The sequence below is a fragment of the Streptomyces sp. NPDC029466 genome (genome assembly GCF_055574515.1).
Genome location: NZ_JBVHZH010000019.1, coordinates 110,189 through 134,262, shown reverse-complemented (window position 1 = coordinate 134,262; position 24,074 = coordinate 110,189). Strand labels below are relative to the sequence as shown.

Below are 24,074 nucleotides of genomic sequence, written 5' to 3'. Positions count from 1 at the left end.
CAGTCCCTCCCGAGGGAGCCTAGCGACCCCAAAACACCCACCCCACCCCCCCCCCCCCCCCCCCCCCCCCCCCCCCCTCCCCCCCCCCCCCCCCACGCCCACCCCCCCCCCCCCCCCCCCCCCCCCCCCCCCCCCCCCCACGGCCGTTCGTACGAGGGCGTCCCGGCCGCCTAGCCGCGCCGTCCCCGGCCGCCGCGACGGCCGTCCTCGCCCCTGCCGTCCGCGTCCTCGTCGGCGCGCGGGCCCAGCAGTTCGTCGGCGAGCGTGGGCAGATCGTCCAGCGGGGTCTCCTCCGCCCATTCGGGGCGGCGGCGGGCGCGCTGCGGGATCTCGACGGGGTGGCCGGTCTCCGGGTCGATCTGCGGGAGTTCGCGGGTGCGCTCGGTGCGCGACTCCGCGGGGGCGGACGCCGCGCCGTTCCTCCCGGCCGCCGCGTCCGGCGTCTCCTTGCGGAACATCCACGGCGGCACCCGGTCGGCGGGGTCACCGCTCCGCCCGTGCTCGCCGCGCGCCTCGTCGTCCCGTACGGGCGGCAGTACGGCGGTCTCCTCGGCGTCCCGTACCTGCGGCAGCACGGAGGTCTCCTCCGCGTCCCGAACGGGCGGCAGCAGGGAGGTCTCCTCCGCGTCCGCGCCGGTGTCCAGGCCGTGCCAGGGGTCCTGGGTGTCCCGCACCGGAGGCAGCACCGCCGTCTCGTCCGCCGCACGGGAGCCCGCGTCGCCCGGCGTTCCGGGCCGCGGCAGGGACTCCTCGGTCCGCTCGCCGTCCGAGCCTGAACCGGAGGACGGGGACGCGTCGTCGGGCGCGCTCTCGCCGAGCCGCTTGCGCAGATCAGCGACGTAGGTCTCCGCCGTGGGCGCGTCGGCCGCCTCCGCCGCCTCGGCCGCGGCCTTGGCCTCCGCCGCCGCAGCCGCCTCGGCGGCCGCCTTCCGCGCCTCCTCGGCGCGCACCAGTGCCGCCTCGGCCTTGCGCTGCTTCTCCAGGCGGCGCTCCTCGGCCTCCTTGCGCAGCCGCGCCTCTTCCTCGTGCTGCTTGCGCAGCCGCTCCTGCTCGGCCTGGCGGGCGCGTTCCTCGGCCTCGCGGCGGGCCCGCTCCGCCTCCGCGGCCTGCCGGGCCTCCTCCGCGCGCTTGCGGGCCTCCTCGGCCTGGCGGGCCTCCTCGCGCGCCCTGGCCGCCTCGGCCTCCTGGCGCTTGCGCTCTTCCTCCTCGGCGCGCAGCTTGGCCAGCTGCTCCTGGCGCTCGCGCTCCAGGCGCTCCTCCTCCGCCTTGCGCGCCGCTTCCTCCTCGGCCTTGCGGCGGGCCTCCTCCTCGGCGGCCTTACGGGCCTCGGCCTGCGCCTGGATCTCGGCCTCGGACAGCGGGAGCACCTGGTCGAGGCGGTGCCGTACGACGGTGGTGACGGCTTCCGGTTCCTGGCCGGCGTCGACGACCAGATAGCGCGCGGGGTCGGCGGCGGCCAGTGTGAGGAAGCCGGACCGTACCCGCTCGTGGAAGGCGGCGGGCTCGGACTCCAGCCGGTCCGGTGCCTCGGTGAAGCGTTCCCGCGCGGTCTCCGGGGAGATGTCGAGCAGCACCGTCAGATGCGGCACCAGGCCGTCGGTGGCCCAGCGGGAGATCCGGGCGATCTCCGTGGGGGCGAGATTGCGTCCGGCGCCCTGGTAGGCGACCGAGGAGTCGATGTACCGGTCGGTGATGACGACCGCACCGCGCTCCAGGGCCGGCCGGATGACGCTGTTGACGTGCTCGGCCCGGTCGGCGGCGAACATCAGCGCCTCGGCGCGGTCCGAGAGCCCGGACGTCGAGACGTCCAGGATGATCGAGCGCAGCCGCTTGCCGATGGCGGTGGCGCCCGGCTCGCGGGTCACCACGACCTCGTGGCCCTTGCCGCGGATCCACTCCGCGAGCGCCTCGACCTGAGTGGACTTACCGGCGCCGTCACCGCCTTCCAGGGCGATGAAGAAGCCGGTGGGCGCGGGCGCCTGCGCCGGCTCGCCGCCGCGCAGTGCCTCCCACAGATCGCTCCGCAGCGGTACGCCCTGCCGGTCGTCGACCTTGCCGAGCACCAGCGCGGCGACCGGCAGCAGCAGCGCACCGGCCAGCATCAGGGTGTAGGCGGCGCCGCCGTACGCGAAGTTGAAGGCGCCGTCGCCGAGGTGGTGCGGGCCGATGACGGCCGCGAGCAGCGGCGCGAGGATGGCGGCCACGGCGATGGAGAGCCGGACGACGGCGTGCAGATGCTCGGTCGTACGGGCGGCACGGAATTCCTCGGACTCCTGGTCCAGCAGCACATGCCCCGTATTGGCGGCGATCCCGGCACTGATGCCGGCCAGCAGGGCGAGCAGCAGCACCGTCGTCTGGTCCGGGACCAGGCCCATGGCCAGCAGCGCGAGGCCGGTGGCGGCCACCGCGAGGGCGAGCAGCCGGCGCCGGGAGAGCGTGGGCAGCACCCGGTGGGCGCCGCGGATGCCGACGGCCGTACCGCCGGTCAGCGCGAGCACCAGCAGTGCGTAGGCGGCCGGGCCGCCGCTCAGGTCGTAGCCGTGCAGGACGGCGAGCGAGACGGCCGCGGCGAGGGCCGCCGCCACCGCGGCGCAGGCGGTCACCAGCAGCGGGATCGCGCCCGTGCGGCCCTTGTCGGCGGCCGGCCGGGCCGGGCCGCTGTCGGCCTTCTCGCCCTGGGACGGCTGCCCGGGGGCCGCTCCTGCGGCCTTGGGGCGGCGCAGTCCCTCCAGAGGGGAGCGCGGCCGCGGCGTCGGCACACCGGGGAACTCGATGAAGTAGAGGATCGATACGGAAGCGGCGAAGAGCCCGGCGGCGACATAGGAGCCGAGCGCGGCCTGGTGGAGGCGGAACCAGTCGATGCCGGTGCCCAGCAGCTTGCTGATGAGCGTGCCGACCACCAGGGCGGCGGCCGCGATCGGCAGCGAGACGAAGGTGGTGCGCAGCGAGAGGCGGCGCAGGGCGTCCATGTTGTCGGGCAGCGGGCGGACCGCGGCGCCCTCGGGGGGCGGAGTGGGCAGCAGACCGGGTGCGGCGCTCTCCCGTGCGACGGTCCAGAAGCGTTCGGCGACGCCGGTGACGAAGACCGTGACCAGCAGCCAGGCCAGTGCGTTGTCCGGCGTCCAGTCGATCCAGAGGGGGGCGATGACCAGCAGCGCGAGCCGCAGCACATCCGCGCCGATCATCGTCCAGCGCCGGTCCAGCGGTCCGGCGGGTGCAGTGAGCGCGGACAGCGGGCCCAGCAGGACGGCTCCGAAGAGGAGCATCGCCAGCATCCGGGCCGCGAAGACCACGGTGACCGCGAGGGCGGCTCCCCGATAACCGCCGCCGAAGGCGGCCTCGCCGCCCAGGGGGACGTACAGCGCCGCCTGGAGGGCGAGCAGTACGAGGACAAGCATGGACAGGGCATCGCCGATGCCCCCGACAAACTGGGCGCTCCACAATCGCTTCAGTGGGGGGAAGCGGAGCAGGGCTCGCACGGCGCGCTCGCGGGAATCCGCCGCTAGGGCGCCTGAAGTGGGGGTCACGACCGTTGGCTGCTCGGCACGCGTCATCTCGCCAGCCTATCGATACGGTGCGGTGCGTCGAGCGCCTGCCCGAACAAATGGGCGGGCACGACGGAACGTGTCCGCCTTGCCCGCCCTTGTCCTGCGGCTTTACCGGCCGGGACCGGCCGGCGGAAGCCTCAGTCCTCGGCCGGCACCGCCGTCTTCTTTGCCGCCGCGGTCTTCGCGGTGGCCTTCTTGGCGGTCGTCTTCTTCGCCGTGGTCGTCTTCTTCGCCGCGGTCTTCTTGGCGGCCGTCTTCTTCGCGGTGGTCTTCTTCGCCGCCGTCTTCTTGGCCGGCGCCTTCTTGGCCGCCTTCTTCGCGGTCTTCTTCGCCGGCCCCTTGGCGCGCTTCTCCGCCAGCAGCTCGTAGCCCCGCTCGGCGGTGATCGTCTCGACGTCGTCGTCCCGCCGCAGCGTCGCGTTGGTCTCGCCGTCGGTGACATACGCACCGAAGCGGCCGTCCTTGACCACCACCGGCTTACCGCTCACCGGGTCCGTACCCAGCTCCTTCAGCGGCGGCTTGGCGGCGGCCCGCCCGCGCTGCTTGGGCTGGGCGTAGATCGCCAGCGCCTCCTCGACGGTGATCGTGAAGAGCTGCTCCTCGCTCTCCAGGGAGCGCGAGTCGGTGCCCTTCTTCAGATACGGGCCGTACCGGCCGTTCTGCGCGGTGATCTCCACGCCCTCGGGGTCGGTGCCGACGACGCGCGGCAGCGACATCAGCTTGAGTGCGTCCTCCAGCGTCACGGTGTCCAGGGCCATGGACTTGAAGAGCGAGGCGGTGCGCGGCTTGACCGCGTTCTTGCCGGTCTTCGGGGTGCCCTCGGGCAGGATCTCGGTGACGTACGGGCCGTAGCGGCCGTCCTTGGCGACGATCTGGTGACCGCTGACCGGGTCCATACCCAGCTCGAAGTCACCGCTCGGCTTGGCGAGCAGCTCCTCCGCGTACTCCACGGTCAGCTCGTCGGGCGCCAGGTCGTCGGGCACGTCGGCGCGCTGGTGGCCCTCGGCGTCCTTCTCGCCGCGCTCCACATACGGGCCGTAGCGGCCGACCCGCAGCTTGATGTCGTCGCTGACCGGGAAGGACGAGATCTCCCGGGCGTCGATCGCGCCGAGGTCGGTGACCAGTTCCTTGAGCCCGCCGAGGTGGTCGCCGTCGCCGTTGCCGGCATCCGCCGCACCGCCCTCGCCGTGGCCCTCGCCGAAGTAGAAGCGCCGCAGCCACGGCACGGACTGCGCCTCACCACGGGCGATGCGGTCGAGGTCGTCCTCCATCTTGGCGGTGAAGCTGTAGTCGACCAGCCGGCCGAAGTGCTTCTCCAGGAGGTTGACCACCGCGAAGGACAGGAAGGAGGGGACGAGCGCGGTGCCCTTCTTGAAGACATAGCCGCGGTCGAGGATCGTGCCGATGATCGACGCATAGGTCGACGGGCGGCCGATCTCGCGCTCTTCCAGCTCCTTGACCAGCGTGGCCTCGGTGTAGCGGGCGGGCGGCTTGGTGGCGTGCCCGTCGGCGGTGATCTCCCGCGCGGCCAGTGCGTCGCCCTCGGCGACCTGCGGCAGCCGACGCTCGCGGTCGTCGAGCTCGGCGTTCGGGTCGTCGGCGCCCTCCACGTAGGCCTTCAGGAAGCCGTGGAAGGTGATGGTCTTGCCGGACGCGCTGAACTCGGCATCCCGGCCGTCGGCGGCCCGGCCACCGATCTTGACCGTGACGGAGTTACCGGTCGCGTCCTTCATCTGGGAGGCGACGGTCCGCTTCCAGATCAGCTCGTAGAGCTTGAACTGGTCGCCGGTCAGCCCCGTCTCTGCCGGGGTGCGGAAGCGGTCGCCGGACGGGCGGATCGCCTCGTGCGCCTCCTGGGCGTTCTTGACCTTGCCGGCGTAGGTGCGCGGCTTGTCCGGCAGATAGTTCGCGCCGTACAGATGCGTCACCTGCGCCCGGGCCGCGGCGACCGCGGTGTCCGAGAGCGTGGTGGAGTCCGTACGCATATAGGTGATGAAGCCGTTCTCGTACAGCTTCTGCGCCACCTGCATGGTGGCCTTGGCGCCGAAGCCGAGCTTGCGGCTGGCCTCCTGCTGGAGGGTGGTCGTACGGAACGGGGCATACGGCGAGCGGCGGTAGGGCTTGGACTCGACCGAGCGCACCGCGAAGTCGGTGTTCTCCAGGGCGGCGGCGAGCGCGCGGGCGTTCGCCTCGTCCAGATGGAGGACGTCGTTCTTGAGCTGCCCGTTGGGACCGAAGTCACGGCCCTGGGCGATACGGCGGCCATCGACGGTGTTCAGCCGCGCGGTCAGCGTCGAGGGATCGCTTGCGTCACCCGCGCGCCCCGTGGCAAAGGTGCCCGTCAGGTCCCAGTACTCGGCGGAGCGGAAGGCGATGCGCTCGCGCTCCCGCTCGACGACGAGACGGGTCGCGACGGACTGCACCCGGCCGGCCGACAGCCGGGGCATGACCTTCTTCCACAGGACCGGCGAGACCTCGTAGCCGTAGAGGCGGTCGAGGATCCGGCGGGTCTCCTGGGCGTCGACCAGCTTCTGGTTCAGATCGCGCGGATTGGCGACGGCCTCGCGGATCGCGTCCTTGGTGATCTCGTGGAAGACCATCCGGTGGACGGGGACCTTGGGCTTGAGGATCTCCTGGAGGTGCCAGGCGATGGCCTCGCCCTCGCGGTCCTCATCTGTGGCGAGATAGAGCTCATCGGACTCGGCCAGCAGCTCCTTGAGCTTCTTGACCTGGTCCTTCTTGTCACTGTTGACGACGTAGATCGGCTGGAACTCGGCGTCGACGTTCACGCCGAGGCGGGCCCAGGGCTCGCCCTTGTACTTCGCCGGGACCTCTGCGGCGCCGTTCGGCAGGTCGCGGATGTGTCCGACGCTGGCCTCGACCACGTAGCCAGGGCCGAGGTAGCCCTTGATCGTCTTCGCCTTGGCAGGCGACTCGACGATGACGAGTCGGCGGCCGCCGCCGTCTGTGGTCTCGCTGGTCGGGGACAACTTCGCTCTTCTCTCCGGTCGACGCTGGGATTGCCTCCCGGCCGGACGCCGGGACGCACTGCGGTGACGCTTGACGCTGCGGAGTGTGACGGTACCTCCCGGCCCCGTGTCAAACGGAAAAACCCCGCAACGCCACTCGAACGGTAACCCGACTACATGCCTTCATGTCGCCCGGACCGCATCAGGCGCCTGACACGGGCCCCGGGGGCGGCCCTATGGATCATGACGGGGCCGACCTGCTCCCCGGCGTCCACGCCGGCCGTTCCCCGCGCGCCGCAGCCCCGGCACCTTCGGTGATTCCACACAGTGACGGTTCCCCGACGGTTCATCGCTCGCCCGGGGCCGCACACCGCACCGTCCGCCGACCGGCGACTGTCACAAGGCGGCGCCGGATGCCGTCATTGCCTTGATACAGCACGTGACCGGGCTGGCAGGATGGACACGGCACGGCTCGCCGTTCGAGCCGGGTACTGCCGTCGTCACGCACACTCGGGGGGATCACCACCCATGGCCAACCAGCACCCCGGACCGCCTCCGGAACAGCCGCCCGGCCAGCCCGGTCAGAACCCTTACGCCACACCGGAGAGCGGCAAGCCCGCCGACCCCGGTTACGGCTATCCGCAGGGCGGCCGCCCCGGGGAGCCCGGATACGGCTATCCCCCGGCGCCCGCGCAGCCGCAGCCACAGCCCGGCTACGGGTATCCCCAGGCCGGGGCCCAGCCGACGCCTCCGCCCGGTTTCCCGCCGGGCGCGCCGCCGCAGCCGGCGCCCGGCGGCTTCCAGCCCGGGGCCCAGCCCGGCGGGATGGCGCTGTCGCTCGGCGATATCGCGGTGACCGGCGACACGGTCATGACGCCGGCCGGACCGATGCCGCTCAAGGGCGCGGTGTGGACGGCGACCGACATGTCGCGGACGGAGGAGAAGATTCCGGCGCACGCGGTCGTGCTCGCCGTCGTCTTCTTCCTCTTCTGTCTGCTCGGTCTGCTCTTCCTCCTGATGAAGGAGCGGGTGACGACCGGGTTCGTACAGGTCACGGTGAACAGCGGCGGCCGGCACCACTCCACGATGATCCCGGTGCAGTCCCGCGAGCAGGTGATGTTCGTGCTCAACCAGGTCAACTACGCCCGGTCGCTGAGCGTGTGAGCACCGGGGAATCCTGGGGTCCCGCCGAGCCCGCGGGCCCCACGGGGGCGGCGGTCCGGAAGCGCACCCTCCGCCGGGCGGCGGTCACCCTCGGCGTCGGCGCGGCGGCCGCCGTCTACCTCTGGCACACCGATCCGCACCAGCCGGGGCAGCTGCTGATCCCCTGCCCCTTCAAATGGGCCACCGGGCTGCTGTGCCCGCTGTGCGGCGGGACCCGGATGGCGTACGACCTGATGCACGGGGAGGTCGTGACGGCCTTCCACGACAACGCCGTGCTGCTCACCCTGGGCGGGCCGGTGGTGGCGTACGCCGTCGGGCGCTGGCTGGTCACCGGCCTCCGCGGCCGGGTGTACCGGCCCCACCTGTCGGGCCGCGGCAATGCCGTGGTGCTCGGCATCGCCGCGGGGTGGATGCTCGCCCGCAATCTCGTCGGCTGAGGGCTGTCCCGCAGACGACGGGCCACAGGGCGGCCTGACGGTCCGGCGACACTCCGGACCGTCAGGCGTCCGTGCGGCGTGTCAGGGCGTCAGCACCTCAACGCGGCAGCGCCTCATCGCCTCAACGCCTCAGTGCTTCAGCGCACGGTGACCGAGACGACCGGCGAGACGGTGCTGCCGGTGGCCATGCGGAGCTGGTTGGCGCCCTTGATGCCGAGCTTGACCCGCACCGCGTACGCGCCGCTGGAGTTGACCGGCGTCTGCGCGGGCAGCGAGACCCACTTCGTGCCCTGCTTCTGCTGGACGGTGAGCTTGGTGCCGGCCTTGATGCCCTTGGCGATGCCGGTGATCCGGAACTGCTCCCAGGCCTTGACCGTCGTCGCACTGGCCTTGGCCGTCAGGGAGGCGGCAGCCGGCGCGGTGGCCACGGTCGGCGCGGGCGTGTGCAGGTCCTGCGGTGCGGCGAAGGCCGCGGCGGAGCCGCCGGCGAGCAGGGAGACGGCGATGACGCCGACGGTGGCGTAGCGGAGTGCACGGTTCATTGGGTTCCTCCCTGAGGGGGCCGGCCCATGGGCCGACCGGCCTGTTGGTGACCTTCACTGAGGGAGATGCCCTGATGGCACCGAAAAGTTCCCGCGTACCGGCACACACCGGCCATTTATGACAGAACTGGCCGGAAGTGAACGGAACGCCTTACGAGGGCAGTTGAGGACGACGCCCCGCCACCAGGGTGCCGAAGCGGCGGGCGGCAGGACGACGGGGCGGCGCGGACGGCTACAACGCCATCAGCAGCCAGCAGCCGGTGGTCAGGAACACCACCCCGGACAGCAGCGCGGTCACGGTGGCGACCGGACGGCTGACACCGTCGGCGACCGGGGAACCGGTCCGCGCACACACGCCCGTCCACACCAGAAGTCCGGCGCCGAACAGCGCGAACGCCACACCGGCGAATGCCTCGGGTCCACTCTCCATGCGCGCAGCGTGGCACCCCGGGGCGGCATCCCGGCGAACGCCGGATGAACGCCGCCGGTATGTCGCCCGCCGCTCCCCCGTCCGCATCAGACGTCCGCGTCAGACGGCCGCATTAGCCGCCCGTATCAGCCGCCCGCGTCAGACGCCCGCATCGCCCTCCGCGTCACCCGGCCGCGGCCACCGGCTCCAGGAACCCCTGCTCGACCAGCATCCGGATCGAGGCCGGGGTACGGTCCCGCAGCAGGACCGGGTCCTCGCCGACGAGTTGGGCGATGGCGTCCAGAATCCGCCCGGCGGGCAGAGTGCCGTCACACACCCCGGCGAAGCCCGCGCCGACCGTGTCCACCTTCGTGGCGCGCCGCATACCGCGGTTCTGACGCAGCACCACATGCTCCGGGTCCTCCGCCCCGGGCAGCCCGACCTGCTCCTGGACCACCTCGTCGGCGAGCTTGAAGTGACCGGCCAGCAGCGCCGCGTCGTCCGTGGTCCGCAGATAGTCCTGGCGGTCGAAGTGCGCCACGACCGCCTCCCCGAGCGGCTGCTCGACCGGATGCGGCCATTCCTCGACGGTGATGGAGGAGGCCTCCGAACCGGACTTGCGCAGCGTGATCCAGCCGAAGCCGATGGCCTTGGTCCCGCGCGCCTCGAACTCGTCGAGCCAGGCGTCGTACCGCGCGGCGTACGCCTCGTCGCCCGCCCGGTGGTCGCCCGCGTCGCGCAGCCACAGCTCGGCGTACTGGGTGATGTCCTGCACCTCGCGCTGCACGATCCAGGCGTCACAGCCCCGCGGCACCCAGGACCGCAGCCGGTCCTGCCACTCCTCGCCCGCCACATGCTGCCAATTGGCCAGCAGCTGGCAGTAGCCGCCGTCGTTGAGGTACGCGGCGGACTGCTGGACCAGCGTCCGGCACAGGTCGTCGCCGCCCATGCCGCCGTCCCGGTAGGTGAGGCGGGCGCCCGGGGAGATCACGAACGGCGGGTTGGACACGATCAGGTCGTACGTCTCGTCACCGACCGGCTCGAACAGCGAGCCCTCCCGCAGGTCCGCCGCCTCCGCCCCGGAGAGCGCCAGCGTCAGCGCGGCGATCCGCAGCGCCCGGGGGTTGAGGTCGGTGGCCGTGACGCGGGTGGCGTGCTGGGCGGCGTGCAGCGCCTGGATGCCGGAGCCGGTGCCGAGGTCGAGCGCCTTGCCGACCGGACGGCGCACGGTGAGCCCGGCCAGGGTCGTGGACGCCCCGCCGACGCCGAGCACCAGCTCCGCGCGGTCCGCCTCCCCGACGCCCCGGATACCGCCGGCCCCGCCGACCGCACAGCCCAGGTCGGAGACGATCCACCAGTCCTGCCCCTCGGGGCCGCCGTACGGCCGCACGTCCACACTGGCGCGCAGCTCGTCGCCGTCCTGCACCAGCCAGCCGTCGGCGAGGCAGTCCGCGACCGGCAGCGCTGCCTGCGCGCGCCGCCGCTCCACCGGGCGCTGGAGCAGGAACAGCCGCACCAGGGTCTCCAGCGGGCTGTCGCCGCGCGTGGCCCGCAGGGCGGGGACGGTCTCGCTGCGCGCCAGCGCGGCGTAGGCGGGCGCGCCGAGCAGCTCCAGCAGCCCGTCGGCGGTGAAGGCGGCGGCCAGCAGCGCCTCGCGCAGCCGGGCGGTACGGGCGTTGCTCTCGGGGTCCTGGGCATCTGCGGTGGGGAGGTGCGTACTCACGCCCACCATTGTCGGCCCTGCCACTGACAAACGGCGACGGCCCGGCGCCACACCCGCTCCGGGCGCGTCGCCGGGCCGTCGGAGCCCGTGCCGGTCCGCGACTGCCGCGGCGTCCCGGCCCGTCCGACTCCCGTGGCCGCTACGACTTCTTGGACTGCGTCGGCGCCGGGGAACCGGACGCGGCGGGGTTCTGACAGCCCTTCTGGGCGGCCATCGCCGTGCCGACGTCACCGGCCTCCAGGTTCTTGAAGGCGGCCTCGCTCTGCTTGTTGAGCTTGTTGATGCCGTTGGACAGGTCGCGCAGCCCGTCCGCGAACTTGAGCTTGTCCGAGGTGTCGAGGCCGTCGACCTGCTTCTGGAGATCCGCGTAGCCCTTGGAGAGCGAGTTGAGCTCCTTGACGGCGTTCTGCTGGGCCTGCTTGCCCTGCTCGGTCGGCGGGGGCCCGGCCTTCTCCAGGGACTTGGCCAGCGAGGCGTAGGCGCCGGAAATCTTCTGGAAGGCGGCCGAGTCGGTCTGCTGGACCTTCTTGGAGTCCGTGCTGCCGTTGTCGGCCGTCTGCATGGCGCCGTTGGCGTCCTGGATCTTCTTGAACTGAGCCTGCGCAGGGTCGCAGAAACTCTTCGCCCAGTCATTGAGCTTCTTGCTGCTGTCGTCGCTGCAACCGGTCAGCGCGAGCACCAGTGCGGCACCGCCGGACAGTGCAGCCACAAGCTTCTTGTTCACCGGATTGGTCCCTTCCATGGCTCTCGGCCCCGGAACATACACGCCGAAAGGGCCCGGCCCACCGGTCGGGCATCCCGCCCTGCCCTCATTGCAGCCATTTGCACCAAGGACCGCAGGGCCACCCGGGCACACGGAAGGCGGGTGGCCGGCGTCCGCAAAATACGCCGTCCACCCGCCCAGTTGAGCGGTCCGCGCGCCCTGTTGGTGCTCCTCGGCGGCTAGGACGCCACCGCCGTCTTGGCCGACTTGGCGATGCTTTCCGGATCTTCGGAGTTGTCTTCGTCACCCACGGCGATTCCGCGCCGCTTGGAGACGTAGACCGCACCGACGATGACGGCGATCGCCAGCAGCGCGACCACCAGCCGGACGCCGGTGCTCTTGTCCTGGCCGTAGGAGAACTTGACCACCGCGGGGGCGATCAGCAGCGCCACCAGGTTCATGACCTTCAGCAGCGGGTTGATGGCCGGGCCCGCGGTGTCCTTGAACGGGTCGCCGACGGTGTCACCGATGACCGTCGCGGCATGCGCCTCGCTGCCCTTGCCGCCGTGGTGCCCGTCCTCGACCAGCTTCTTGGCGTTGTCCCACGCGCCACCGGAGTTGGCGAGAAAGACCGCCATCAGCGTGCCGGTGCCGATCGCACCCGCCAGGAACGAGCCGAGCGCGCCGACGCCGAGCGAGAAGCCGACCGCGATCGGGGTGAGCACGGCCAGCAGCCCGGGAGTGGCCAGCTCACGCAGCGCGTCCTTGGTGCAGATGTCCACGACCCGCCCGTACTCGGGCTTCTCGCTGTAGTCCATGATCCCGGGGCGCTCCCGGAACTGCCGGCGCACCTCGAAGACCACCGCGCCCGCCGACCGCGAGACCGCGTTGATCGCCAGCCCGGAGAACAGGAAGACGACCGAGGCGCCGAGGACCAGCCCGACCAGGTTGTTGGGCTGCGAGATGTCCAGGCTGAGGCCCATGCCGGTGGCGGCGTTGCCGACGCCGCGTACGGCGGTGGCGATCGCGTCCCGGTACGAGCCGAAGAGCGCGGCCGCGGCCAGTACGGCCGTCGCGATGGCGATGCCCTTGGTGATGGCCTTGGTCGTGTTGCCGACCGCGTCCAGGTCGGTCAGCACCTTCGCGCCGTCACCGGTGACATCACCGGACATCTCGGCGATGCCCTGCGCGTTGTCGGAGACCGGGCCGAAGGTGTCCATCGCCACGATCACGCCGACAGTGGTCAGCAGGCCGGTGCCGGCCAGCGCCACCGCGAACAGCGCCAGCATGATGGAGGCGCCGCCCAGCAGGAACGCTCCGTAGACGGCCAGACCGATCAGCACCGCCGAGTAGACGGCCGACTCCAGGCCGATCGAGATACCGGAGAGCACGACCGTGGCCGGGCCGGTCAGCGAGGTCTTCCCGATGTCCCGTACGGGCCGTCGGTTGGTCTCGGTGAAGTAGCCGGTCAGCTGCTGGATCAGCGCGGCCAGCACGATGCCGATGGCGACCGCCACCAGCGCCAGCATCCGCGGGTCGCCGCTGGTGCTCAGGATCTCGACGTCGGAGACGCCCTTCAGTCCCTGGTAGCTGGACGGCAGGTAGGTGAACACCGCGGCGGCCACCAGGACCAGCGAGATGCCCGCGGAGATGAAGAAGCCGCGGTTGATGGCCGTCATGCCGCTGCGGTCGCTGCGCCGCGGCGCGACCACGAAGATGCCGATCATCGCGGTGAGCACACCGATGGCCGGGACCAGCAGCGGGAAGGCCAGCCCGGCGTCGCCGAAGGCCGCCATGCCCAGGATGAGCGCGGCGACCAGGGTGACCGCGTACGACTCGAAGAGGTCGGCGGCCATACCGGCGCAGTCACCGACGTTGTCGCCCACGTTGTCCGCGATGGTCGCGGCGTTGCGCGGGTCATCCTCGGGGATGCCCTGCTCGACCTTCCCGACGAGGTCCGCGCCGACGTCCGCGGCCTTGGTGAAGATGCCGCCGCCGACCCTCATGAACATCGCGATCAGCGCGGCGCCGAGACCGAAGCCCTCCAGCACCTTGGGCGCATCGACCGCGTACACGAGCACCACGCAGGAGGCCCCGAGCAGTCCCAGCCCGACGGTGAACATTCCGACGACGCCACCGGTACGGAAAGCGATCTTCATAGCCTTGTGCGAGACGGCCGTAAGATCCTTTTTCTTGGTTTCGCCCTCGGCCGGAGTGGCTTCCCGGGCGGCCGCCGCGACGCGCACATTGCTGCGTACGGCGAGCCACATGCCGATATAGCCGGTGGCCGCCGAGAATCCGGCGCCGATCAAGAAGAAGGCGCTGCGTCCGGCGCGCTGCGTCCAATTGTCCGCAGGCAGCAGCATGAGCAGGAAGAACACCACGACGGCGAATACACCGAGGGTCCGCAACTGCCGGGCCAGGTAGGCATTTGCGCCTTCCTGCACGGCCGCCGCGATCTTCTTCATACTGTCGGTTCCCTCACCGGCCGCGAGCACTTGGCGGACCAGCACCGCCGCGACAGCCAGCGCCGCCAGGGCGACCACGGCGATCACCAGCACGATGCCGCGGTTGCCCGCCGTAAGTGACGGCCCGGCCAGAAAAGTGGGGGTGTCAAGCAACTGAGGGGTGTAAGGCCCCGCCATTCGTCCTCCTTGACGTTTGGCACATGGGCGCGCGGAAGCACGCTCAGGCGTCCTGAGCAAGATGTGGACGGATTGTAGGGAGCCGCGGTTGATCAAAACAGTACGCGTCAAAGGGAATTCGCCGGTAGCGGCGAAGATCAAAAGGCCGACGCGGTACGGAATTCGCCCGGACGAAGGAAAGCCACGAATTCGCTGACCACCGCCCGATGATCTCTCTGTCGTACTGATCGCCTATGGACCGCCCACTGATCGCCGCTGCTCAAGGACGCGCCCTCGGCGAATGGGCCGATTGAGGTGCGCGTGACACCGGAGAGAATTGATCCACCCACCTACGGCCGAACGGGTGACCCGGGCCGCACGGCCCCCTCCCCGGCACCCCGTGAAGCGCCGTCAGATCGAGTCCGGATCGCAACGCATGAGACGGGAGCGGAGACCGGGACCATCCGGTACGGGGGAGGCTGCGGCGGGGGCTGAGGGGACTGAGGGGACTGAGGGGCTGAGGGGGCGGTCCGGGGGTGTGTGCCGGGACGTCCGGGGTGGGGGCGGTGCGAGGCGGGCGCGGCGGCGGTCCTGGGCGGGCGCGGGGGCAGTCCTGGGCGGGCGGCGAGGCGGAGCGGGCACGAGGCGGGGGCGGCAGCGCCCGAGCGCCTCAGGCGAACGGGGCCAGAGCCCTCACCGGGCGGAGCCATCGGAAGGTCTCAGGGAGACCGGCGGCCTCATGGGGCCTGAGCGCGGCAGAAGGCCGTATGGGCGCCTCTCCAGCGATCTCGTGCTCCGGGGCGTCGTCCTCGTGAGGCGAGGCCGCCACAGCCGCCGTCATCGCCCTCGGGGCCTCGGCGCGTGGTTGAGCTTCGGCGCGTGGTTGGACTTCGGCGCGTGGTTGAACCGTGAACTGCCGACGTGACGGGTCATGCCGCCTCACCTACGGACAGCACGGCTGGGAGGTGCCCCGCTGACGGGGCCGTCGGACCGGAAGCCCTACGGCAGGACCGCGGTCGTCGTGGTGGGCCAGGTCATGCGGATCAGACCGCCGTCCTTGCCGGCGGTCACCTCGACATCGTCGACCAGCCCGCTGATCACGGCGAGGCCCATTTCGTCCTCGCCCTCGGCGTCGCTCTCCGCGACGCCCTCGGCCGCGTCGGCGCCCCGCGCCGTACCGGAGTCGCCGGTCACCCCGTCGCCCACCTCGATCGAGAACTTCTTCTCGTCCTCGATCAGCAGGACCCGCACGGGCGCGGCGATGTCATGGCTCTCGTGCAGGCCCACGGCCCGGCTGCACGCCTCACCGACGGCGAGCCGCACCTCGTCCAGCACGGCCTCGTCCACTCCCGCCCGCCGTGCCACAGCAGCCGCGACCAGACGCGCGGTGCGGACATGCTCGGGAAGGGCGCTGAAGCGAAGTTCGACGGTGGCCATGCCATCCCCCTCGTTATGCGGGCGTGCGACGCAGGGGGCCGGACCTCCGTCCGGTACCCCCCACTTCTTCCTCCCCCCGCGCCTGGTGGCGCGGGGGACCGGCAAGACCGTCAGTCAGTCGCCGAGACGGCTTCCTCGACCGAGGTGTGAATCGGGAACACCTTGGTCAGTCCGGTGATACGGAAGATCTTGAGAATGCGCTCCTGGTTGCAGACCAGGCGCAGCGAGCCCTCATGGGCACGCACCCGCTTGAGTCCGCCGACCAGCACGCCGAGCCCAGTGGAGTCCAGGAAGTCGACACGTTCCATGTCCACCACGAGGTGGTAGCTTCCGTCGTTCACAAGCTCGACCAGCTGCTCCCGCAGCTTGGGCGCGGTGTATACATCAATCTCGCCACCGACCTCGACGACCGTACGGTCGCCAACGGTCCGGGTCGACAGGGACAGGTCCACGGATCCTCCAGCACCTTGCTATCGAGCGGTCGCCCCCCTGGGGCCTCCCCACCGAAGGTAGGGGCGGATCTGGCAGCCGCCATGGCATTCAATCACTTACCAGCGGGCGTGCACGACGCCCTTTCAGCATTGTCCGTCACTCCGGTGACACACTCGGTGCCGATGGCCTCCAATCCACTCCCGCCGGATGCGGGCGCGCGCCCGTCCCCAGGCATGATTCTCGAACGTCTCGCCCGGGGCGCGACCCGCGCTGCGCGCATCACTCATACGGAGCACTTGCCCCCACGCATCGGCAGCCATGCCGACTGGCCGGAACAGATCCGGCCGGAAGTGATCGCTGCCATCCGCTCGGCCGGAATCGAGCGTCCCTGGGCTCACCAGGCACGGACGTCCGAACACGCACTGCGCGGCGAATCGGTCGTCGTCGCCACCGGCACCGCCTCGGGGAAGTCCCTGGCGTATCTCGCGCCGGTCCTCTCCACGCTCCTGGACGGCTCCGAGGCCCCGAACGGGAGAGGGGCCACAGCCCTGTATCTGGCCCCCACGAAAGCACTGGCGGCCGATCAGCGGCGCGCCGTACGCGATCTGGCCGCCCCGCTGGGCTCAGCCGTCCGGCCGGCGGTCTACGACGGCGACACCCCCGTCGAGGAGCGCGAATGGGTCCGCCAGTACGGCAACTACGTCCTGACCAACCCCGACATGCTGCATCGCGGCATCCTGCCGTCGCACCCCCGCTGGTCCTCCTTCCTGCGGGCGCTGCGCTATGTCGTCATCGATGAATGCCACAGCTACCGCGGTGTCTTCGGCTCCCATGTCGCGCAGGTCGTCCGCCGACTGCGCCGTATCTGCGCCCGGTACGGCTCCGAGCCGGTCTTTCTGCTCGCCTCCGCCACGGCCGCGGAACCGGGCCGGGCCGCGACCCGGCTCACCGGGCTGCCCGTGGTGGAGATCACCGAGGACACCTCGCCGCGCGGCGAGTTGGTCTTCGCGCTGTGGGAACCGCCGCTGACCGAACTCCACGGCGAGCAGGGTGCCCCGGTCCGCCGGACCGCCACCGCCGAGAGCGCGGATCTGCTCACCGATCTCGCCGTCCAGGGCGTACGCACCGTCGCCTTCGTCCGCTCCCGGCGCGGCGCCGAACTGATCGCGCTGATCGCGCAGGAGCGGCTCGCGGAGGTGGACCGCTCGCTGCCCGGCCGGGTCGCCGCCTACCGGGGCGGATATCTGCCCGAGGAACGCCGCGCCCTGGAACGCGCCCTGCACAGCGGTGAGCTGCTCGGCCTGGCCGCCACCACCGCGCTCGAACTGGGCGTGGACGTCTCCGGTCTGGACGCCGTGGTCATCGCCGGATATCCGGGGACCCGGGCGTCCTTGTGGCAGCAGGCCGGGCGGGCGGGCCGCTCCGGGCAGGGCGCGCTCGCCGTGCTCGTGGCCCGCGACGACCCGCTGGACACCTATCTCGTCCACCATCCCGAGGCGCTCTTCGACCAGCCCGTCGAGTCCACCGTCCTGGACCCCGACAACCCGTACGTGCTCGCCCCGCACCTGTGCGCGGCCGCCGCCGAACTCCCGCTCACCGAATCCGACTTCCCGCTCTTCGGGCCCGCGGCCGGCGGGCTGATGCCGCAGCTGGAGGCCGCGAGCCTGCTGCGCCGGCGGGCCAGGGCCTGGCACTGGACGCGCCGCGAGCGCGCCGCCGACCTCACCGACATCCGTGGGCAGGGCGGCTCGCCGGTGCAGATCGTGGAGGCCGGGACCGGGCGGCTGCTGGGCACCGTGGATGCCGCCGCCGCGCACACCACCGTCCACGACGGCGCGGTGCACCTCCACCAGGGCCGTACCTACGTCGTGCAGCAGCTCGATCTCGCCGACGACGTGGCGCTGGTCGAGGAGGCCAGCCCGCCCTATTCCACGACCGCCCGGGACACCACCGCGATCACCATCCTGGAGACCGACACCGAGATCCCCTGGGGCGACGCCCGGCTCTGCTTCGGGTCCGTCGAGGTCACCAACCAGGTCGTCTCCTTCCTGCGCCGCAAGCTGATCACCGGCGAGGTCCTGGGCGAGACCAAGCTCGATCTGCCGCCCCGAACGCTGCGCACCCGCGCGGTGTGGTGGACGGTCACCGAGGACCAACTCGACGCCGCCCGGGTCAATCCCGAGCAGCTGGGCGGCGCCCTGCACGCCGCGGAGCACGCCTCCATCGGCATGCTGCCGCTCTTCGCCACCTGCGACCGCTGGGACATCGGCGGCGTCTCCGTGCCGCTCCACCCGGACACCCTCCTGCCGACCGTCTTCGTCTACGACGGCCACCCGGGCGGCGCCGGATTCGCCGAACGCGCCTTCCACACGGCCGCCGACTGGCTCACCGCCACCCGTCACGCCATCGCCTCCTGCGAATGCGAGGCCGGCTGCCCTTCCTGCATCCAGTCGCCCAAGTGCGGCAACGGCAACGACCCGCTCCACAAGCGGGGAGCCATCCGGTTGCTGAGCGAGCTGCTGCGCGGGGCGCGGCAGGGGGCGTAGGCGGGGTGCCGGCACGGCGGGGCCTCGTGGGGGTGCCTGCGCCACGGGGCGTCGCCGGGACGCCGGTGTGGCGGGACCGAACCGGGGTGGCGGGCGGAGCCGCGGGGCCGGTGTGGCGGGACCGAGCCGCGGTCGCGGGCGGAGCCGCGGGGCCGGTGTGGCCCGGGCGCGGACCGTCGTGGCCGGGGCTGGTTCGGCTCGTGGCCGCGCCGGGTCATCGCGCCCCGGTGGTCCGGCCCGGGCCCGTACCCGGGAGGTGAACGGGCGGCTGCCCGCCTCGGCCGAGACATCGGCGACCTGCCCGGTCACCGCGCAGCGCACCAGGCGGGTGTGCTGCGCGGCCGCCACCCGACGGGCCGCCGCGCAGGCCACGGCCGGGCCCTGAAGAGCATGATCCGCGGCGGCCAGCGCCGCCAGGTCCGCGGCGCCACCCGCCCGGTGTCGCGCCGCGACGGCCTGGCCCACACCGATCAGGGCCACGAAGACCGCGCAGAGCGCCGCCGCGGCGAAGACCGTCCAGACCGTCGCCGAGCCCTCATCGCCGTACCGTCTCTTCCGCAAGAGCCACCGCCTCCCCCGTGACCTGCGCCGTCAGCCGCCACACACCGGGCAGCTCGGCCGCGACCCGTACGCGCACCAGCGCGCCCTCCCGTGCCAGGGCGATCCGCGCGCCCCGTGGAGCCGCGCTCCGGGCCGCCGAGATCACCGCCGCCCGTGGTTCCGACCGCGCCGCGGCACGCGCCCCGGCCCGCGCCGCGTCCACACACTCGATACGGGCGCAGACCGCCATCAGCCCCCAGATGAGCGCCGCCACCACCGCCACCAGGACGGGTATGACCACTGCCGTCTCCGCCGTCACGAATCCGGCATCGTGAGCCCGCGGGGCGCCCCGAGCCCGCAGGCCCGGGGCACCGCCGTCAGAACTGCACATTGATCGCCCTCTCAAGCGTCGACCGAAGCAACGCCTGGACCGGTCCACTCGTCACGACCTTGTAGAGCACCGCGGCGAGAGCGCAGGCCGCGAGAGTCCCGACGGCGTACTCCGCCGTGGTCATCCCCCGGTCATCGCCCCCGATCGCGCGCAGCTTCGCCCACCACCGTCGCAACATTCCGCCCCGAAACATTCGAACCCCCTTTGAACGGCCCCTGGGAAGGGCCACTGATCTTTGACTTCTGGTGCGACACCGGCACCCACGCCGGCCCATGAACGCCATGCGTCCGCCGCTCAGTTACGTCCCAGCAGACCGCCCGCCAGGCCGATCAGCACGGGTGCCACCCCGAGCGTCAGGAACGCCGGCAGGAAGCACGCCGACAGCGGCAGGGTGACCAGCACCCCGGCCCGTCGGGCCTGTGCGGTCGCCGTCCGGGCCTGCTCCGCCCGGAGTTCGACGGCGATCCGGGACGCCGACTCGACGGCCGGTACCCCGGATATCCCGGCGCGCTCCATACAGCGCGCCAGCCCTTCGGCGCCGGGGAGCGCGGCCAACCGTGGCCATACGACCGCCGGTTCACCGCCCAGGCGCAGTTCCGCCGCCACCTGGCGCAGTCGCTCGGCGACCGGCCCGTCGAGCGAGCGGCCGACCGCCTCGGCCGATTCCCGTGGTCCGGCCCCGGCCGCGAGGCAGGCCGCCAGCAGATCGCCGGCCGGCGCCAGCTCCGCCCGCACCTCCGCGGCCGCCGACCGAACCGCATCCGCTCCCCGCTGCCGGACCAGGTGACGGTGTGCCCCGTAGCCCACGGCGAGTCCCGCCAGGACTCCCGTCATGCCACCGAGGAGGATGAAGACGAGTAGGGCCGCCCCAAGGGGCCCGGCCCAGTCCAACGGTCGGCCGTTCCGTGGTGCGCCGTTCGTCGCCCTCGCTGTTCGCCGCTGCCATGGGCCTCGGGCAGACGGCCCCGTTCGGGCATCGTCCCTGTCGCGCCGAACCTGTCCGCCGGCCCACACCAACGGGAGCCGTCTCCGTACGGCACGTCCAGCGCGTGCCTCCCGTACCAGCGCCAGGGCGCACCACACCGCAGCCATGGCGGCGACCGCCATCCCCACCCTGTGGACAACATCCACACTCACAACTGATCCCCTCCTACGCGCCTTCCGCTGCCGCGACGATCCGGGCCGTCCAGGCCACCCCGCCCCACTCCAGGAGCCCGCCGACCACCAGGCAGCCCCACCCGGCCGGCGTGTGCAGCAGCACCCGCAGTGGGTCGGCGCCCAGCGCGCTGCCCATCAGGAGCCCGGCCGCCGGAAGCAGTGCGAGCATCAGCGCGGTGGCCCGGGGCCCGGCCAACTGGGCGCGCAGCTCGTCGCGTTGATCCCGCTGCGCCCTGAGGCCCGCCGCGATCCGCTCCAGCCCCGAGGCCAGCCCCGCGCCGCCCTCCACGGCCACCTGCCAGCACGCGGCCATACCGGTCAGCCCCGCGGCCCCCGGCTGCCGCGCCGCCACCCGCAGCGCCTGGGGGACGTCCCCGCCGTACCGCGCGGCCGCCAGCACCGCTGAGCCCGCCGGTCCGAGACCCGGCGCGCCCGCGGCGAGCAAGGCCTGCGCGGGCTGCCGCCCGGCCCGCAACTCCCCCGCCACGGCCGCGCACAGCGCGATCACCGCGGCGGCCTGCCTGTCGCGCACCCGCCCCGCGCCGCGGGTGACCAGCCACCGGCGGACGAGGAACATCGCGACCACGGAGGCGGCCACCGGGAACACGGATCCGCCCAGAACCCCCAGCGCCAGCCCCACCGGCAGACACCAGACCTCCTGCCCGATGTCTCCCCAGCGGCCGAGCCGCCAACGGCGTCCCCCGTCCCCCTCGACCAGCCGCCCCGCGCACCACTTCCGCACCCCCTCGCCGCGCAACCGGGCGGGCCATCGCCGTTCCGGATCCGCTGCCCCGTCCCCGCCGAGCAGCGCCCGGGCCCGTCGCCGTACGTCGTCCGGCCGGCCACCCGCCGACCGGAGGGCGGCGCCCGTGCAGAGCACCGCAACCACCAGCGCCACCCCGGCCAACGTCATCCGGACGCACCCCCGCCCCGCTCACACAGCTGCCTCAACCGCTCCCAGCCGCGCCCTTCCCGGAAGCCGCCCGGGCTCCAGACGGCGGCCGGCACGGTCACCACGAAGCCGTCGCGGTCCCGCTCCAGGACATGGACCTCGGCGATCCGGCGCCGCCCGGTCCGGTCGCGTACGAGATGCAGCACGACCGAGAGCGCGGCTGCCAACTGACTGTGCAGCGCGGCACGGTCCAGGCCCGCGGTCGAACCGAGGGCCTCCAGCCGCGCGGGCACATCGCAGGCGGCGTTGGCATGGACCGTGCCGCAGCCACCCTCATGGCCCGTATTCAGAGCCGCGAGCAGGTCCGTCACCTCGGCACCGCGCACCTCGCCGACCACCAGCCGGTCCGGACGCATCCGCAGTGCCTGCCGTACGAGGTCCCGCAGCGTCACCCGGCCGACGCCCTCCTGGTTGGCGGGCCGGCTCTCCAGCCGCACCACATGGGGGTGGTCCGGCCGCAGCTCCGCCGAGTCCTCGGCCAGGACGATCCGTTCGGCGGGGCCGACCAGGCCGAGCAGCGTGCTGAGCAGAGTGGTCTTGCCGGAGCCCGTCCCGCCGCTGATCAGGAACGACAGCCGGGCCGCCAGCAGCACCCGGAGCAGCCGGTCGCCACCTGGCGGGACCGTGCCGGCCGCCACCAGCTCCGCGAGGTCGAAGGCCCGCGGCCGCAGCACCCGTAGGGACAGACAGGTCCCGGCGACGGCCACCGGGGGCAGCACGGCATGCAGCCGGGTGCCGTCCGGGAGGCGGGCGTCCACCCATGGCCGGGCATCGTCCAGCCGCCGGCCGGCCACCGCCGCCAGCCGCTGGGCGAGTCTGCGCACCTCAGCCGCGTCCCGGAAGCGGACGTCCGTACGCTCCAGCCCACCGCCGCGGTCCACCCACACCTCGTCCGGCGCGGTGACCAGGACGTCCGTGACATCGGGCGCGGCCAGCAGCGACTCCAGCGGCCCGCTGCCCACCATCTCGGACCGCAACGCGGCCACCACGCCCAGCACTTCGGCGTCGCCCAACAGCCGCCCCTGCTCACGCAATGCCACAGCCACCCGCGCGGGCGTCGGCTCCGCCCCGGCCTCGGCGAGCCGCCGGCGCACCCCCTCCAGCAGGTCCGGTCCCTGGCTCATCCCCGGCCTCCGCCCCGGCCGACCGCATGGGAAGCCATCGGCGCATTCGCCGGCCCGGTCGCACCGATCCCGGGCCTTGTGCTCCACCCCGGCCCACCGCCCGGTCCCGTCCCCGTGGCGGACGCAGGCCCGCCACCGTCGCCCCCGCTCACGGTCATCCGCTCCCAGAACGCCGTGCAGAACCTCGCCAGCGGCCCGCGCACCTGCGCCCCCGGTGGCACCCCTCGCGACAGATCGGCCAACAGGCCGGCTTCCCAGGGCACTTCACCGGCCAAGGGCAGCTCCATGAGGCGGGCGATCTCGTCCGGTGGCAGGCCGTGTCCGTGCCTTCCGGGAGCCCCGCGCGCCACGACGCGCAGATCACCGAGCACTTTCTGCACCCCGGCGGCCACCCGCTGCGCCGCCGCGACCGCGCGCAGCTCCGTAGGGACGAGCAGCAGGCCCATGTCCACCTGGGCCAGGGCCTCCGTCACCGCTGCGTCGACCCTGCGTGGCAGGTCCACCACCACGACACCGCCGCGCCGGCGCGCCGCGGCCATCACCGCGCGCATGGCCGCGGGCGGAATGGTGACATCGGAGCCCCGGTCCCAGCTGAGGACCCGGAACGAGTGGAGCCGCGGGAGCGACTCGGCCAGGGCACCGCAGGCGACCCGGCCCCGTGATTCGGCGAACGCGGGCCAGCGCAGGCCCTTCTCCTTCTCGCCGCCCAGCAGGACGTCCAGCCCACCGCCCAGCGGGTCTCCGTCAACGAGCAGCGTGCGCCGTCCCGTACGGGCCGCGGTAACGGCCAGTGCGCCGGCCAGGGTGCTCGCTCCGGCGCCGCCGCAGCCGCCGAGGACGCCGACCGTCAAGGCCGGCGGCCCGACGCCCTCGACGGCATCGGCGATCCGGTCAGCAAGCCAGCGCTCACCGTCGGGGAGGGCCAGCACCCGCTCGGCGCCAAGGGCGACGGCCAGCCGCAGTACTGCCGGATCGTCCGCGTCCTGCCCGGTGAGGATCACGCCCGCCCGGCGTCCGGCCCCGCGCATCCGGGGCGCGCAGTCAGCGCCGACGATCACCAGAGGCGGTGCTTCCCAGTCCCCTTTACGGGCCGGCAGGCCGTGCGCCACTTCGGGCAGCGCCCCGGCCGCCGCACACAGCCGCAGAAGATCGTCGAGGAGTCTTTCGTCCTCGGTGATGATCAGCGGCCCGCCCCGCTCCTCGCCGGTATGGACCGGTTGTTCCGATGGCGTCATTCCGGCCACGTTCCGTCCCCCTATCGCTACACAACTCGCGTATCCGCGAACTCGCGGACTTTTACGCTGCACCGATCGGGAAAAACTTGTGGATCTTGACCCAAAATTGTGGACAACTCCGGGCCTGTGGATATCCCTGT

At 72.6% G+C, this 24,074-nt stretch carries 18 protein-coding genes and 1 pseudogene; 3 read left to right on the top strand and 16 right to left on the bottom strand.

What is annotated here, in order from left to right; all coding sequences use genetic code 11:
- Positions 1-170: 170 nt before the first annotated feature.
- Together tmk and topA are read right to left on the bottom strand one after the other, a co-directional pair.
- A complete protein-coding gene (gene tmk / locus ACZ4XD_RS16960) occupies positions 171-3,554 on the bottom strand; it encodes a dTMP kinase (RefSeq protein WP_468042777.1) in 3,384 nt (1,127 codons plus the stop codon).
- Between the two features lie 131 nt (positions 3,555-3,685).
- Positions 3,686-6,538: a type I DNA topoisomerase gene (topA, locus tag ACZ4XD_RS16955; RefSeq protein ID WP_468042775.1), complete on the bottom strand. Its 2,853-nt coding sequence runs from the start codon at positions 6,536-6,538 to the stop codon at positions 3,686-3,688.
- A 507-nt stretch (positions 6,539-7,045) separates the two neighbouring features.
- Between topA and ACZ4XD_RS16950 the strand changes: the two genes are divergently transcribed.
- Positions 7,046-7,681 (top strand): hypothetical protein, encoded by a 636-nt coding sequence (locus ACZ4XD_RS16950; protein ID WP_468042773.1) that lies wholly within the window; start codon positions 7,046-7,048, stop codon positions 7,679-7,681.
- A complete protein-coding gene (locus tag ACZ4XD_RS16945) occupies positions 7,678-8,118 on the top strand; it encodes a DUF2752 domain-containing protein (RefSeq protein ID WP_468042771.1) in 441 nt (146 codons plus the stop codon). Before ACZ4XD_RS16950 ends, ACZ4XD_RS16945 begins: the two co-directional genes overlap by 4 nt.
- Before the next feature lie 137 nt (positions 8,119-8,255).
- On the opposite strand, the gene ACZ4XD_RS16940 is transcribed toward ACZ4XD_RS16945, so the two are convergent.
- From ACZ4XD_RS16940 to bldG, 7 genes are all read right to left on the bottom strand, one after another.
- The gene (locus tag ACZ4XD_RS16940; protein ID WP_468042769.1) at positions 8,256-8,660 is read right to left on the bottom strand and encodes a hypothetical protein; all 405 of its coding nucleotides are present in this window, start codon (positions 8,658-8,660) and stop codon (positions 8,256-8,258) included.
- A gap of 232 nt (positions 8,661-8,892) precedes the next feature.
- On the bottom strand, positions 8,893-9,090 hold the full coding sequence (locus ACZ4XD_RS16935; RefSeq protein WP_468042767.1) for a hypothetical protein: 198 nt from the start codon (positions 9,088-9,090) through the stop codon (positions 8,893-8,895).
- A gap of 163 nt (positions 9,091-9,253) precedes the next feature.
- Positions 9,254-10,801: a DUF7059 domain-containing protein gene (locus tag ACZ4XD_RS16930; protein ID WP_468042765.1), complete on the bottom strand. Its 1,548-nt coding sequence runs from the start codon at positions 10,799-10,801 to the stop codon at positions 9,254-9,256.
- A gap of 130 nt (positions 10,802-10,931) precedes the next feature.
- Entirely contained in the window at positions 10,932-11,516 is a 585-nt protein-coding gene (locus tag ACZ4XD_RS16925; protein WP_423661522.1) for a small secreted protein, read from the bottom strand.
- A gap of 218 nt (positions 11,517-11,734) precedes the next feature.
- On the bottom strand, positions 11,735-14,140 hold the full coding sequence (locus ACZ4XD_RS16920; RefSeq protein WP_468042763.1) for a sodium-translocating pyrophosphatase: 2,406 nt from the start codon (positions 14,138-14,140) through the stop codon (positions 11,735-11,737).
- Between the two features lie 978 nt (positions 14,141-15,118).
- Complete coding sequence (locus tag ACZ4XD_RS16915) at positions 15,119-15,556, bottom strand: ATP-binding protein (protein WP_042150523.1); 438 nt, start codon at positions 15,554-15,556, stop codon at positions 15,119-15,121.
- A gap of 110 nt (positions 15,557-15,666) precedes the next feature.
- Positions 15,667-16,008 (bottom strand): anti-sigma factor antagonist BldG, encoded by a 342-nt coding sequence (bldG, locus tag ACZ4XD_RS16910; RefSeq protein ID WP_018089983.1) that lies wholly within the window; start codon positions 16,006-16,008, stop codon positions 15,667-15,669.
- An 81-nt stretch (positions 16,009-16,089) separates the two neighbouring features.
- On the opposite strand from bldG, the gene ACZ4XD_RS16905 reads away from it, so the two are divergent.
- The gene (locus tag ACZ4XD_RS16905) at positions 16,090-18,534 is read left to right on the top strand and encodes a DEAD/DEAH box helicase (RefSeq protein ID WP_468042760.1); all 2,445 of its coding nucleotides are present in this window, start codon (positions 16,090-16,092) and stop codon (positions 18,532-18,534) included.
- A 288-nt stretch (positions 18,535-18,822) separates the two neighbouring features.
- On the opposite strand, the pseudogene ACZ4XD_RS16900 reads toward ACZ4XD_RS16905, so the two are convergent.
- The 7 genes and pseudogenes from ACZ4XD_RS16900 to ssd all read right to left on the bottom strand — a co-directional run.
- A pseudogene (locus tag ACZ4XD_RS16900) lies at positions 18,823-19,095 on the bottom strand (Rv3654c family TadE-like protein); the annotation flags it as partial.
- Positions 19,070-19,465, bottom strand: a complete 396-nt coding sequence (locus ACZ4XD_RS16895; RefSeq protein WP_423610025.1) for a TadE family type IV pilus minor pilin — start codon at positions 19,463-19,465, stop codon at positions 19,070-19,072. The gene ACZ4XD_RS16895 and the pseudogene ACZ4XD_RS16900, both read right to left, overlap by 26 nt.
- Positions 19,452-19,643, bottom strand: coding sequence for a DUF4244 domain-containing protein (locus tag ACZ4XD_RS16890; protein ID WP_078885580.1), 192 nt, complete (start codon positions 19,641-19,643; stop codon positions 19,452-19,454). The genes ACZ4XD_RS16895 and ACZ4XD_RS16890 overlap by 14 nt, the downstream gene beginning before the upstream one ends.
- Positions 19,644-19,759: 116 nt before the next feature.
- Entirely contained in the window at positions 19,760-20,299 is a 540-nt protein-coding gene (locus ACZ4XD_RS16885) for a type II secretion system F family protein (RefSeq protein WP_468042757.1), read from the bottom strand.
- Positions 20,300-20,615: 316 nt separating this feature from the next.
- Positions 20,616-21,536: a type II secretion system F family protein gene (locus ACZ4XD_RS16880; protein ID WP_468042755.1), complete on the bottom strand. Its 921-nt coding sequence runs from the start codon at positions 21,534-21,536 to the stop codon at positions 20,616-20,618.
- Positions 21,533-22,699 carry a TadA family conjugal transfer-associated ATPase gene (locus tag ACZ4XD_RS16875; protein WP_468042753.1) on the bottom strand — a complete coding sequence of 389 codons (1,167 nt, stop codon included), beginning with the start codon at positions 22,697-22,699 and terminating at the stop codon, positions 21,533-21,535. The genes ACZ4XD_RS16880 and ACZ4XD_RS16875 overlap by 4 nt, the downstream gene beginning before the upstream one ends.
- On the bottom strand, positions 22,696-23,934 hold the full coding sequence (gene ssd, locus ACZ4XD_RS16870; protein WP_468042751.1) for a septum site-determining protein Ssd: 1,239 nt from the start codon (positions 23,932-23,934) through the stop codon (positions 22,696-22,698). Before ssd ends, ACZ4XD_RS16875 begins: the two co-directional genes overlap by 4 nt.
- Positions 23,935-24,074 lie beyond the last annotated feature (140 nt).